8 protein-coding genes are annotated in these 13,666 nt (G+C 38.9%); 6 read left to right on the top strand and 2 right to left on the bottom strand.

What is annotated here, in order from left to right; genetic code table 11:
• The first annotated feature begins 17 nt into the window (after window positions 1-17).
• The 6 genes from F1325_RS05185 (at window position 18) to F1325_RS05160 (ending at window position 12,287) form a co-directional block, all read left to right on the top strand.
• A complete protein-coding gene (locus F1325_RS05185; protein WP_160230074.1) occupies window positions 18-1,148 on the top strand; it encodes a multidrug effflux MFS transporter in 1,131 nt (376 codons plus the stop codon).
• Window positions 1,149-1,525: 377 nt separating this feature from the next.
• Window positions 1,526-5,254: a DUF4132 domain-containing protein gene (locus F1325_RS05180; RefSeq protein WP_160230073.1), complete on the top strand. Its 3,729-nt coding sequence runs from the start codon at window positions 1,526-1,528 to the stop codon at window positions 5,252-5,254.
• Window positions 5,255-5,279: 25 nt separating this feature from the next.
• Window positions 5,280-6,389: an ATP-binding protein gene (locus F1325_RS05175; protein ID WP_160230072.1), complete on the top strand. Its 1,110-nt coding sequence runs from the start codon at window positions 5,280-5,282 to the stop codon at window positions 6,387-6,389.
• Window positions 6,390-6,488: 99 nt separating this feature from the next.
• On the top strand, window positions 6,489-9,077 hold the full coding sequence (locus tag F1325_RS05170) for a DUF5682 family protein (RefSeq protein WP_160230071.1): 2,589 nt from the start codon (window positions 6,489-6,491) through the stop codon (window positions 9,075-9,077).
• Complete coding sequence (locus F1325_RS05165; RefSeq protein WP_160230070.1) at window positions 9,064-10,218, top strand: VWA domain-containing protein; 1,155 nt, start codon at window positions 9,064-9,066, stop codon at window positions 10,216-10,218. Before F1325_RS05170 ends, F1325_RS05165 begins: the two co-directional genes overlap by 14 nt.
• A complete protein-coding gene (locus F1325_RS05160) occupies window positions 10,215-12,287 on the top strand; it encodes an SWIM zinc finger family protein (protein WP_109373942.1) in 2,073 nt (690 codons plus the stop codon). Before F1325_RS05165 ends, F1325_RS05160 begins: the two co-directional genes overlap by 4 nt.
• A 64-nt stretch (window positions 12,288-12,351) precedes the next feature.
• Here the strand turns inward: F1325_RS05160 and F1325_RS05155 are convergent, their stop codons facing one another.
• Both F1325_RS05155 and F1325_RS05150 read right to left on the bottom strand, forming a co-directional pair.
• Entirely contained in the window at window positions 12,352-13,095 is a 744-nt protein-coding gene (locus tag F1325_RS05155) for a type 2 GTP cyclohydrolase I (protein WP_109373941.1), read from the bottom strand.
• 222 nt (window positions 13,096-13,317) lie between these two features.
• The gene (locus F1325_RS05150; protein WP_036912074.1) at window positions 13,318-13,524 is read right to left on the bottom strand and encodes a YbfA family protein; all 207 of its coding nucleotides are present in this window, start codon (window positions 13,522-13,524) and stop codon (window positions 13,318-13,320) included.
• Window positions 13,525-13,666 lie beyond the last annotated feature (142 nt).

Here is a 13,666-nt window from a genome sequence, read left to right as displayed (position 1 = left end):
GATGTAGGATAAAAAAGATGAACAAAAAACTCTCTTTATGGTTAGCAATTGCGTTAATGATGTTTCCACAAATTGCAGAAACCATTTATAGCCCAGCACTTACTGATATTGCAAACGGCTTTCATGTCAGTGCAAACGAGGCTGGACAAACACTTTCGCTCTATTTCTTTGCGTTTGCATTGGGCGTCATTATATGGGGTCGATTATGTGATGTCATTGGCCGTCGTCCGACAATGTTAGCTGGGTTGTTTATTTATGCTATTGCTTGCATTGGCGTTTTTATGACCAACGACTTTTCTGTATTACTTGGGCTGCGCATGCTCTCTGCTTTTGGTGCTGCGGTAGGCTCAGTCGGCACACAAACCATTATGCGTGATGTGTACAGTGGTGATGAACTGGCTAAAGTTTTCTCTGTTATGGGGGCAGCTATCGCTCTAAGCCCAGCAATTGGAATGCTAACTGGTTCATTATTAGTGAGTTATGCTGGTTATCAAGGTGTATTTAGTGGCCTTGCCCTCCTTGCTATGATTTTACTGTTATGGAGTACTTTTGCTTTACCTGAAAGTCGCCCTGAAACAGTAAAAACAGCACCGTTAGGAGAAACTGCAATAAACATGCTTAAGGATAAGCAAATTGCTAAAACAGTATTATTAATTGCCTTTTTTAATATCAGCCTATTTGCTTATTATCAATTGGCTCCTTTTATGTTTGATAATCAAGGTCATAGCGCAAGTACTTTTGGCTATAGTGGTATTGTGTTAGCAATAGGTGTGGGCATAGGTTCTTATATTAATAAAGCCTTATTAAACCAGCATTGGCAATGTGAAAACTTAGTATTACTCGCGAGTTTTATTGCGTTGATAAGTGCAGTCGGTGTTTATTTATTACGTAATCACATTAGCTTTGTTATTCCAATGATGACCAGTGTTGTGGCTTATGGCATTGCTATTCCAAATATATTAGCCACAGCATTAGCACAATATAAAGATCGTTTAGGCACTGCGGGGGCATTATTAGGTTTATTCTACTATCTATTAATTGGTGGCGGGCTTGCTCTTGCGGGATGGGGTCAAAGTTTAGCGATTACTTTACTGATTTGTAGTCTAGGTTCATTGCTACTCTCTTTTTCTCGTCAAACGACAAAATAATAAATTGATCCCGCACTGAGTAAAAGGTACGGGATTTTCTCTTACAATTGGTCTCATTTTTTGCTGTTAATTTTTAATCAATTTAGCTAAGTGTTAACGCTTATTTTGCTAAACAGACAATTCTTAATCTTTTTAAATTCCACAAAAAATGCCTTTATTATTACTTCTTCATTTTCAGCACTTTTTCCTGATATATCCTTTTATATAAGGAGAAGTTGAACATTAATAAAGATTAGTAACTTTATTTAGTGTTTATCTCTATAAATTTACCCAATAGCGCCTCTTATCTTTATTTATGATAGTGATAATCAAATTGTTCGTTACGCTGTTTCATGGTAAAAAAAACTGTTTATCCATACATAGCTTAAGGAACTGGCGTGATAAAAAAAATCTTAGACATTTTTCCAATTTTTGGGAAAAAAGACGTCGCAATTACTGAAAAACACCTCCAAGAATCCCTCGTATTACTTGCTGTATTCGATGAAGGATTACCTAAACGTGCATTAAATTATGTCCTTACAGGTGAAAACCCTGAAGTGCTTTTTGAATTAAATAAGCTGGATGCTTCAAAAGCGGCTGTTTACTTTGATAAACCCGGTACGTTAGAGTGGTGGTATGCACATGGCGTAAATACAGGGAAATACAGTAAAATTATCACGCAAGGGCTAAATGCTCGACACAAACTCTATTCTAAAGTCGGTGATGGCTTTTCAGCAGAACAAGTGGCTCGTTACGGAAAAGTGTTGGCTGCGGCTTGCCAAGATATCAATATCAAAATAACAACCAAAGAAGTGCCATCTTGGGTGCTTTATCTGCTTATTGACGTATTTTATAACACCTATGAAAATGCGCGTAATTTAAACTTAGAACACCGTAAACATTGGAATATGGCATTTATTGCCAATATGGTCGAACAAGAAGCGAATATTGCGGGTGAAAATGCCTTATTTGCTGTGTTTGATAGAAAAGACATTTCTGAATACTATGCCACTAATCTTAAACGTATTTATGAATTAGATGATCTCTCTGATTATTTAATGACGCATCAAGAATTTATCCGAAAAGAATTAATTGAAAAACTTTCAGCTAACGGCTTAGTGGAACTGATTAATTACTTAAATAAGAATACCGTATTACGCGACACCTTTGCAGATATTATCGTTTTACTTGCCACCAGCAGTTTAAAAACCGTTAAAAAAGCCGCAGAACCAATTTTAGTCACCTTACCGCCTGAAATTGTTAAACAAAATCTTACCCATGTTTTAATGAATGGTACGCCAAAACAACGTACTCAAGCAGCAGATTTATTTGCACGCCAAGGTGAAAACCGTGATGTACTAGAAGAAGCGTTAAAACATGAAACCTCAAAAGCGGTAATGAAGAGTATTGAAAGCGCCCTACTACGTTTTAATGTTGCAGAAAATGCCAATACAGTAGAGGCCATTGAGACTCCTGATTTTACGCCATTAGAAGACACGCCATTACCTGATAGCGTTCGCGATATGATGGTCAATAACTTCAATGAGATCTTGATCAAAGCCAAAGAAAATGCTGAACGTGAAATTGAAGAAAATAAAACGGCTAAACACACTTATAATTGGGCACAACGCCATTTAAAAGATTTATCTAAAATTGATGAAAAACAGTGTCGTGCAATAGTAGATAAACTGAATAGTGGACAAGGCTCTATTCAGTCAAATGAAATTCAAATCATTAAACATAAAAATCGTGTTTTAAATTTACCTGAATATACTCTATTTCATGCTGTACGTGTGATAGTTAATAATCGCCAACATGCCGATCACTTCTCCTCTCATTATTTTAATGGCGAAATTCCTGAACGCTTGTTTAGTGATATTGAATTACGTCATCTTGAAGACGTGCTGCAACGTTGCAACTTTAAAAATGCAACCCGCCTGACTGCTGCATTATGTTTAGAATCTTATGAAGATGGTTTAAAACGCTTCCGTAGACCAGAGCAAATTTGGCCTTTCTTCTCTCAACATCCAGATTATATCGCTGAAGCTCTGAATTTAATGCCAAGTCAAAGCGAGCGTCGCTATCGCCAGTTTGAAATTTCACAAGGCATTAAAGTATTAGGTCGTTTCCCTACCATTCCAGCACAATTCGTGCCTCGAATTATGGAACTGGCATTGGGTGAAAATAAAATGCACCGCGTTTCAGCGCAGAATTTACTTGAGACACTACCAAATATTCATACAAGTGCTCAAGAAGGTTTATCTTCTGCGAAACAAGAAATTCGCGTTACCGCTATTGAGTGGTTGGCACGTTTAAAAAACCCAGAATCATTACCTGCATTGAATGCCTTATTGAAAAAAGAGAAACGCGAAGTAGTACGAGCCTCTTTATTAACAGCGTTAGAGCAACTTGGTGAAGATATCTCAAGTTATTTATCACCAAAAACTCTATTGGCTGAAGCTGAAAAAGGTCTTAAAGCCAAAGCACCTGCAAGCCTTGCTTGGTTTAACTTTGATGCTATTCCTGCATTAACGTGGGAAAACAAAAAAGCAGTTGATCCAGCGATTATTCGTTGGTGGATTATTCTGGCAGTAAAACTAAAAATGCCAGGAGGAAACGCGTTATTACAACGTTATATCGGACTACTTTCTACCGATAGCCAACATAAACTTTCAAGCTTTATTCTGCATACCTTCGTGGCTCAGGATATTAAAGGGCCAACACTTGAAGAAGCTATGTTAGAAGCGCGAAAAAATGCCCCTTCTCGCTTAACGCAATACAAAGATTGGGCTAAACGTTATCCTGAATATTATGCTAAATATGAAACCTATACTTTAGAGCAAGTGATTGAAGAGATTAAAAACGAGGTGCTACGTCGTTATTTAGGCTCTGCCATTAGTGATAAAGGTATGCTTGCCCTGGTTTGCGGTATTGAAGGCCATGTTGCAGTATCTGTATTACGTAACTATATGCGTGATCACTATCAGCGCCGTGCGCAAATTGAAGCCATGATTGATGCGGTAGCATCAAGCAATGATCCTATTATCATCCAGCTTCTTCTTTCATTATCACGTCGCTATCGCACCGCGTCTGTACAAGAAAAAGCCCGTAATTTAGTCACGCAAATTGCTGAGCGTAATGGCTGGAGTGCAGATGAATTAGCAGATAGAACCATTCCAACCGCTGGCTTTGATGATACTGGTACATTAGTACTGGAATATGGTGAGCGTATCTTTACCGCGAAGATGGATGCAAAACAAAAACTGGTCTTGTTTAATCCTGAAGGTAAAGAAGTTAAAGCCTTACCTGCTGCGCGTAAAAATGACGATGCAGAGCTTATCAAAGAAGCGAAAAAACTCTTCACTTCAAGTAAAAAAGAACTTAAACAAGTTATTGAGCTACAAAGTGTGCGTTTATATGAAGCCATGTGTGCTCAACGTCAGTGGTTAAGCGCAGATTGGCAAGAATATATCTTAGCTCACCCAATCATGCATAAACTGATTGAACAACTGGTTTGGCAAGAAGTGAAAGATGGCAAGGTTATCAATACATTCCGTCCTTCTGATGACGGTGCATTGCTTGATCTAGAAGATGATGAAGTGACTTTACAAAACGATTCGTTGATCCAGCTTGCTCACGCAGCATTGGTTAATGAAGATGAACGTAAGGCATGGATGGCTCATTTCAAAGATTACAAAGTGAAATTCTTGTTCTCACAAATGGAACATAAAATCCCTGAGTTAGATCTAAAACTGACTGAGATTGAAGATAGAAAAGGTTGGATCACTGATACCTTCACACTACGTGGCATTTTAACCAAAATGGGCTATCAACGTGGACCAGCTGAAGATGGTGGTTCGTTCTCTCACTATTACAAATTCTTCTCTAGTTTAAACTACTATGTAAATATCGGTTTCAGTGGTAGCTATGTTCCAGAAGAAAACATTCCAGCGGTCTTATTTGATTTGAGCTTTGAAAAAAATCAGCAAGATTACTGGGATCGTAATAATGTTGAGCTAAAAGATGTACCACCCATTCTATTAGCAGAAAGCTATGCTGATTATCTAAAAGTCGCTGAAGCTTGTGCAGGATTTGATCCTGAATGGGAAAAGAAAACACCTTGGTAAAGAATAGGGATAATTAGGAAAAAATATGGCTAAAAAAGCACCCGCAGATCAACAAGCAATTAGGGAAAGCGCTGAGGTTCGATTTGCTCAAGAGCTAGAGCGTTTAACAAAAGCTGATGCTAATAATCCTAAACCACAAGGATGGCTTCGCTCTCCTCGTGCTGTACGCCAATTTATTTTAGGTGATGATGCATTAGGCATCACACCTAAGTTTTTCGGCGATGATGCATTGGTTGATCGTGCAATTGTCACATTATTGGGTAAACAAGGTTTAATGCTGGTTGGTGAACCTGGTACAGCAAAATCAATGCTCTCAGAGCTTTTTGCTGCTGCCATCAGTGGTGATTCAGGATTAACTATCCAAGGCACGGCTGGCACAACAGAAGATCATATTAAGTATTCTTGGAACTATGCATTGCTATTAGCAGAAGGCCCAACAGAACGCGCTTTAGTGGGATCACCACTTTATCAAGGTATGTTGCAAGGTAAAATTGTTCGCTTTGAAGAGATAACCCGTTGCCCGCCTGAAATTCAGGATGTGCTGGTTTCCTTGATGTCAGAGAAACAATTGATGATCCCTGAAATGGGTGATGGTGCACGTATTAGTGCAAAACCGGGATTTAACCTTATTGGTACAGCAAACTTACGTGATCGCGGTGTTCATGAAATGTCAGCTGCATTAAAGCGCCGTTTTAACTTTGAAACCGTGAAACCTATTCGTGATCCTGCATTTGAAATTAGCTTAATCCAATCACAGCTTGAAAATGAATTAGGCTCTTTAGCAAATGAAGTCACTGTACCCGTAGATGTTGTGGAATTACTGGTCACAACATTCCAAGAGTTGCGTTCAGGTAATACGAAAGATGGTGGCAATATCAAAACACCTGATGCGGTTATGTCAACCGCAGAAGCCGTGAACATTGCTTATGCTTGTGCTTTAGAAGCACATTATTTAGGTGATGGTGTGATGAATGCGGGTGCAATTGCCCGCCAACTAATTGGTGTTGTATTAAAAGACAATGCTGATGATATCAAACGTATTCGTTATTACATGGACAACGTAGCCAGAGAGAGAGCAAGAAACAGTAAAGAGTGGAAAGCTTTCTTTGATGCATCAAAAGAGTTTTGGCAATAAAACGCTAAGACTCGTGGCTACGCATTAAAATACGTTATTTATCTATTAAAGGCAGAGTTAACTCACTCTGCCTTTTCACCCAGAAAAGGGATCGACACGGTGACGCTACCTTCAATACCTTTACCAGAAAGAATTGACCAAGCACGACTGAAATGGACGTCGTTACAGCAACAACATCTCTATTTTGCCCCTGTACGCCACCATAGCCCTGCTTGTGCTTATGCAGTTTTATCATTAATTGATTCTGTAAAACCTGATTATATTTTAATTGAAGGCCCAGATACTTTTAATTCGCTTATTCCTAGCCTAACAGATAAAGATACCCTGCCTCCTGTTGCGATTATGGGACAAGCAGAGTATTTGCATAATGATGGAAACCAAGAAGATCGTGAGAAATCACTGCACTCTGCCTATTTTCCATTTTGTGAATATTCGCCTGAATGGCAAGCTTTGCGGGGTGGTTTGCGCATCAATGCCAAAACACGTTTTATCGATTTACCTTGGGCTGCACAAGTTAATAACGAAGAATATAGTGATTCACAGAGTCGTAGCTTACAAAAAGAACGTTATTTAGCACATAGCCAGTTTATCGCGCAATTAGCCAAAAAATGCCACTGTCGTGATCATGATGATGTTTGGGAGCATCTTTTTGAATTACGCAATATTGAAGCCTTAGCGGATTGGCAAACACTGTTTAATGACACCTTTATTTGGTGCGCACTAGCACGACTTGATTATGAACCTGAAGTGCTTGGATCTGAAGGCTCTTCACAACGTGAAGCACATATGCTCACTCATATTCAAGCCATCAAACAGCAAGAGCCCAATGCCAAAATTTTAATCGTCACAGGGGGATTCCATACCCTTGCATTAATTGAAGGTCTAGCACATTCACAATCTCAATCTCAATCTTTCGCCATTTCTAGCACAGAACAAAAGCAATTCACTAAAATGCAAAAAATGGGTGAAAATGAACAAGCTTGGCTTATTCGCTACAGTTTTGACAGATTAGATGAACTTAATGGTTATGCTTCAGGCATGCCTTCTCCCGCATTTTATCAACAAGCCTGGCAAAGTTTGATGCAACAACATCATGATAAATTAGAGAATAATGATGCGGCAAAACAACCAACTCAAGTTTATCGCAATAAAATGGGGATTGCTTTTCTAAGCTCTGTGGCTCAAGCGATTAGAGAAAAACAGTTTGATAATCCACCCAGTTATTTAGCGGTAAAACTCGCAGCAGAGCAGAGTTTACGCCTCGCTTTACTAAGAGATCATGCAGGTACAGGTCGCTATGATTTACTCGATGGTTTACAAAGTGCCTTTATTAAGGGCAGTTTAGATGACAGCCAAAGCGAGTTATGGACTGAAATTAAAACCTGCTTTTCAGGCTATCTCTTAGGTAAAATTCCATTAGGTACAGCAACGCCTCCTTTAGTTAATGAAACCTATGAACGAGCTAAAGCTTTTCGTTTCAAACTGGATGATACATTAGCAAAAACCACTAAATGTGATGTTTACCGTAACCCGCAACATCGCTTAAGAAGTCGCTTTTTACATTTATTGGCTTTCTTAGAGATCCATTTTGCACACCGTGTAAATGGCCCTGATTTTCTTTCTGGTCATCAATTAGATCTGCTATTTGAAGAGTGGCAATACGCTTGGACACCCAATGTGGAAGGCGAGCTGATTTCATTATCAGAGAAAGGCTCTCAACTTGAAGCCATCGCCCTAAGTAAACTGTTATCAATGGAAAAACAGCTTGAAGAACAAGGGCAAAGCCGTTCAAGCCAAAGTGCAGTCACGTTATTAATCCAAGCAGCATTAATTGGGCTTCACCAGCGCATACCATCACTCTTTAAACTGTTAGATAGCTATATTCAGCAAGATTTTCGTCTTGAGTCACTCACTCAATGTGGACATAAACTGATCCATTTATGGCGAGGTCGCCAATATCTTGATATTACGGATGAGCTTTCACTTGAAAATCGCCTACATCAAGTTATTCCTCAAGCTTTCTTTTGTTTAGAACAACTGGCTCAAGGTGATGAGCAACAACAAGAAAGCAATTTACAAGCTCTACTCTCTTTGCGTGAATTGATTGAATTTATGCCATCACTCAATAATCAGCATGATTATAAAAGTGATTTCTATCAGCAACTCAATCGTCTTGATGGTCAATTAGATACCGTGCCTTTATTAAAAGGTGCGGTAGATGCATTACGTTATTTAGGTTCATATATTGACGAAAATACGTTGGTCACCGCGCTAAATACGACCTTTAGCACAGGCAGTTCTCCCGAACATGCCATTGGTTATTTTGTCGGGATGATGCGAACTGCACCAGAGCTAGTTATTCGCTTACCGTTATTAGTCGATCACTTAAATACCTTGTTACAGCAATGGGATGAAGAACGATTTATTCAGATCTTACCTGATCTGCGTTTTGCCTTTAGCCAACTTAATCCCAAACAAAATGCAGAGCTTGCACAATATATTGCCAATGATATTGGCTTAGATACTCAAGCGTTGTCTTTGTGGCAGTCAGAATTTAGTGCTAAACAGATGCTTGAAGCCACTAAACTCAATCAAAAATTACAACAGCGAATAATGGAACAAGGCATGCTTTCTTGGTTTGATGCTAAGAAAATAGAGAAAGGAGATACGACTCATGAGTCAGCATAATGACGATATGCCTGAAGATAAAATAAAACAAGCAAAACGCTGGCGCCTGATTTTAGGGCAATATGCTGATGATGCTCTAGGGCAAGCTACTTTTAATGCTGATGATTTAAAAGTGGAGCGCACGCTCGATTTTCTCTATCGCCGAGAATATCAACGCCGAGGATTACGCCAAGAACGAGGACGTCATGGATCACTCGATGCCTCTCAACTCACCGCGGTGAACTGGCTTAATCAAGCACGTAAGCTATTCCCTAATAGCACATTTGAACGTATGCAATCACAGGCAATTGAACGCTACCAAATTAGTAGCTTTCTTAAAGATCCCAATACGTTAAAAGCGATGGAGCCAACAAAAGCGTTAGCTAAAACATTATTAAGCTTACGTGGGCGAATGAGTGAAGAAACACGAGATGCGGTTAAAACCATTATTCGTCAAGTGGTTGATGATATTTTACGTCAAATTCGCAATAACTTTCGCCAATCATTAACGGGACGTCGTAATCGCTTTAGACGCTCTTTGGTGCCTAACAGTCGCAACTTTGATTGGCGCGCAACCATCGCTGCAAACTTAAAACATTACGATACCCAAAATCGTCGTTTAGTTATTGAAACACCTTATTTTAACTCACGGATGCAACAGCACTTTCCATGGGATGTTATTCTTTGTGTTGACCAAAGTGCGTCAATGTCTAGCTCAATTATGTATGCCGCTGTTTGCGCTAGTATTTTAGCTTCATTACCTGCTGTTAATGTCTCTTTAGTGGTTTTTGATACCCAAGTTGTCGATTTATCGCACTTAGCAGACGATCCCGTTGAAGTTTTAATGACGGTACAATTAGGGGGCGGTACGGATATTGCAGGTGCAATGCAATATTGCGAAAGCTTAGTTAAAAATCCTAAACGTACGGTTATTTCACTTATTAGTGACTTTGAAGAAGGTGGCTCCTTAAATCGCTTATTAGATTGCACACAGCGCCTTAATAGCCAACAAGTTAAATTATTAGGGCTTGCGGCTCTTGATGATGAGGCTCAACCTGTTTATGACTCTGCAATTGCACAAAAACTTGCAGACAGAGGCATGCAAGTTGCAGCGTTAACACCTGAACATTTCGCACAATGGTTGGCAGAGGTAATGCAATGAGTTGGCAAACTGTTTACTTTCATTACGATGAAGATGCGCTCACTGTATTTGCTAATGCAGGATTATTAAGACGCGCAAAAAAAGATGTTGATAACGAAAAAGTTTCACTCACTGATGCCAATACAGGGCAGTTTAGTAGTGATGGACAAAATGTTGTTTTACATGAAGCGGGGATCCAACAAGCCAGTTGTGATTGTTCGGCATCAGGTTGTTGTAAACATATTTTAGCTGCCGTTTTATGGCTACAAGCCAATAATAGTGCTGATAATTCAAATAACGATAAGAGTGGTGAAGCATCATCAGAAGCCATTACTGAACAGGTTGAAATCGCCCCTCTGTTACCCACGCTATTTGCTCTTGAGCCGGAAGTCTTAATCAAAAAAGCCGGAAAATCAGCCTGTCGTGCGGCCATTAAATTAGTTGAGCAGTGGGAAACGACAACATTAAATTTAGAAGACACAGGGACACAGTTAAAAATTCAACTCCCTGATGTTGAAGAGCCGGTTATTTTCTTACAAGGTAGTGGTTACGATGGCATGTTATCGCCTTTTTCTGACTCACAGAAAAAAGCATTCCACCTTGCTATTGTGGCTAAAATATTTGAACAACATGCTCAACCTTGGGTTTGGCCTGAAGATTTAATCATTGTGCAATCTTCAAAACGCCCTCTTAATGATGAAGAGTCAGCGTTAATAACAACCATTGAACAGTTTATTTATGATCTCTTACGCCAAGGGTTATCACATATCAGCTTAAGCAGTGCCACACAGTTGCACTTATTGAATATGTCGGCTCGAGCAGAGGGTTTACCTCGTTTAGCGTCTTATTTACGAACATTAAGCACCCAAGTCAAACTATTAGCAGAAAGACATTTCACTATGGATGAAAGCAATGTCTTGCGCTTATTAGCTCATATTTCAGCCTATCTATTCCAATTATCCAATGCGACACCTGAACAGTTAAAAGTATTACGAGGACAACTTCGTCGTCAATATGACGATAAAAAAACGAGTCTCTCGCTTATTCCAATTGGTGCAAACTGGTGGACAGCACAAAGTGGTGCATTAGGAGCAACCTTTACCTTTTGGGATAGAAAAGAGAAGCAGCTCTTACAAGCGACACAAGCACGCCCTAATCAACTTGATACTCTGTTTAACCGTTATAGTGTTTGGAATAGTTTATCGTTATGGAAACAAACATCCGATAAGTTAATGCGCCGCCCTTTTTTATTACAAGAGCCTCGTATTTCTGATGAAGGAAAACTGGCGACTATTGGCGAAAGTTTTGCACAAAGCCAAACTGATTTTCTTGATATTACGGATTACCAAAATCTACAAACTGAATTAGGGATCAACAATTGGCAAGCGTTGCCGGACTATTTTGCTAATCAACCTGAAGGATTTCTTTCGCCTCTCGTCTTACATATCAAAAGCTATAAGCCATTAATTTGGTATGAAATAGAGCAGTGCGTTATTTGGGATGTTTCAGATAATCATGACAATTCAGCCTTCTTACGTCTTTATTGGGAAGGAACGATGCAAAATAATCTGGAAGAATTACGTTATCTCACTAAACGAGAATTAGAGATAGTTGCAGTCACGGTACAGCCTGTTCGACGTGATTTAAATATGGATTTATTGCCAACGACCATTTGGCTTAAAACGACAAAAGGCATTGAACTGTTTTATCTCGATTTTGACCAATTTCCGCGTAAGAAAAAACAGTCTGAGTTTATTAGTCGTATTCAAGAATATATGGCTAAACGTAAACAACAAACGGCGATGCATCACAGTGAGCCGACCTTGGCACAAAAATTCTGTCGCCCTATTTTGTCAGTATTAGAAGCCCAGGCATGTACTGGGAGAGCATTGCTTTCTGAAATGCAAAAAGAGCAGTTAGAGATAAGCAAGCATACTGCTGACGATTTAGGAATGACATTAATTGCCAACCAATTAGCTCGTTATCTGACATTAACGACACGAGATCCACAAGCTTTATTACAGTTAATTTGGCTATGCGATAATCTGCAACAATTACAAAGCCCATTACCCATTCAGCTTAATGAGTAGTAATAAGAAAAAAACTATCTCTCTTTAATTAGAGAGATAGCTTATAGGATAAGAATAAATAGGCTTATGCTGGATTATCAATATCGACAAATGTCACATCAAAGTGATGTGTTTGAGCAAGCCATTCACCTAATGCTTTAATACCATAACGCTCTGTCGCATGATGTCCCGCTGCAAAAAAATGGACACCCATTTCTCTTGCGATATGAATAGTTTGTTCCGAAACTTCACCAGTCACAAAAGCATCCACCCCCTGCTCTGCTGCATCTTGAATAAAGCCCTGTCCACCGCCTGTACACCAAGCAATATTACGAATAGTTTCAGGTGCATTATCACCACAATGCAATACATTGCGTTGTAATGCTTTTTCTAAACGTGCTTTTAATTCAAGAGGTGTTAAAGGTAAATCAAACACACCTTTAGGCACTAAAGGTAATATTTCACCTTCAACTTTAACACCCATTTTTAACGCTAACTGAGCGTTGTTACCTAAGATTGGGTGAGCATCTAACGGCAAGTGATAACCAAAAAGATTAATGTCATTACAAAGTAATGTCTTTAAACGGTTACGCTTCATTGAGCGAATAACAACAGGCTCATTTTTCCAAAAGTAACCATGGTGTACTAAAATTGCATCAGCGTTTAATCGTACAGCTTCATCAAGTAATGCTTGGCTTGCCGTTACACCCGTTACTATTTTTTGAATATGAGGGCGTCCTTCGACTTGAAGTCCATTAGGTGCATAATCTTGAAAGTTTTCAATGCTTAACTTCTCATTAATCACTAATTCCAGATCAGTATTCTTCATTTCATTTATTTCCCTGTTATCACGAATGCCACTATTTATCTAACAATAAGATAAATAGCAATAGATGAATCGCCTTCGTTTAAATGACTCATTACTGTTTATTGTAACGTAAAAATTGAAGGTTATTTACAGATAAGGAAAAACAAGAAGGTAGCACCAAAAAAGTGCTTAAAGAGGGATAAGAATAACGCCTACTTTTGCAGGCGTTATCTTAATATTCTGTTATTTGTGACTATTTAGTGCCACTTCTGATTTTGCCAACCAAACGGGTTTATCACTTGTTTTAGACCATACACGGTGTATATAGCTATAAAATTGTGCGCGTTTAGGATGAAAAATCATAACAGGAAATGCCACAACACCTAGCGCAACAGCACCAGTACGACGGGCTAAAACATGTTTTTTTGTATATTCGTTATAAGCTGGCATAGTGCTCTCCTGTATAGAGATTAATTTGATGACTGAAATTTTACCTCATTTGATGAAATTTTACCACTGATCAGACCACTTAATTCGTGCGAAAAATCACCTTTATTTTGCTTGATATGTAATTAAATTACACAATCAAAAC

It is taken from the genome of Proteus columbae (assembly GCF_009914335.1).
Lineage (GTDB): Bacteria > Pseudomonadota > Gammaproteobacteria > Enterobacterales > Enterobacteriaceae > Proteus.
This window is presented reverse-complemented; position numbering and strand designations above follow the sequence as displayed.

What these genes read in the sequence shown, in the direction of transcription:
- F1325_RS05185 (WP_160230074.1), top strand. Translation starts at nt 18, where the DNA reads ATGAACAAAAAACTCTCTTTATGGTTAGCAATTGCGTTAATGATGTTT.
- F1325_RS05175 (WP_160230072.1), top strand. Translation starts at nt 5,280, where the DNA reads ATGGCTAAAAAAGCACCCGCAGATCAACAAGCAATTAGGGAAAGCGCT.
- F1325_RS05165 (WP_160230070.1), top strand. Translation starts at nt 9,064, where the DNA reads ATGAGTCAGCATAATGACGATATGCCTGAAGATAAAATAAAACAAGCA.
- F1325_RS05160 (WP_109373942.1), top strand. Translation starts at nt 10,215, where the DNA reads ATGAGTTGGCAAACTGTTTACTTTCATTACGATGAAGATGCGCTCACT.
- F1325_RS05155 (WP_109373941.1), bottom strand. Translation starts at nt 13,095, where the DNA reads ATGAAGAATACTGATCTGGAATTAGTGATTAATGAGAAGTTAAGCATT.
- F1325_RS05150 (WP_036912074.1), bottom strand. Translation starts at nt 13,524, where the DNA reads ATGCCAGCTTATAACGAATATACAAAAAAACATGTTTTAGCCCGTCGT.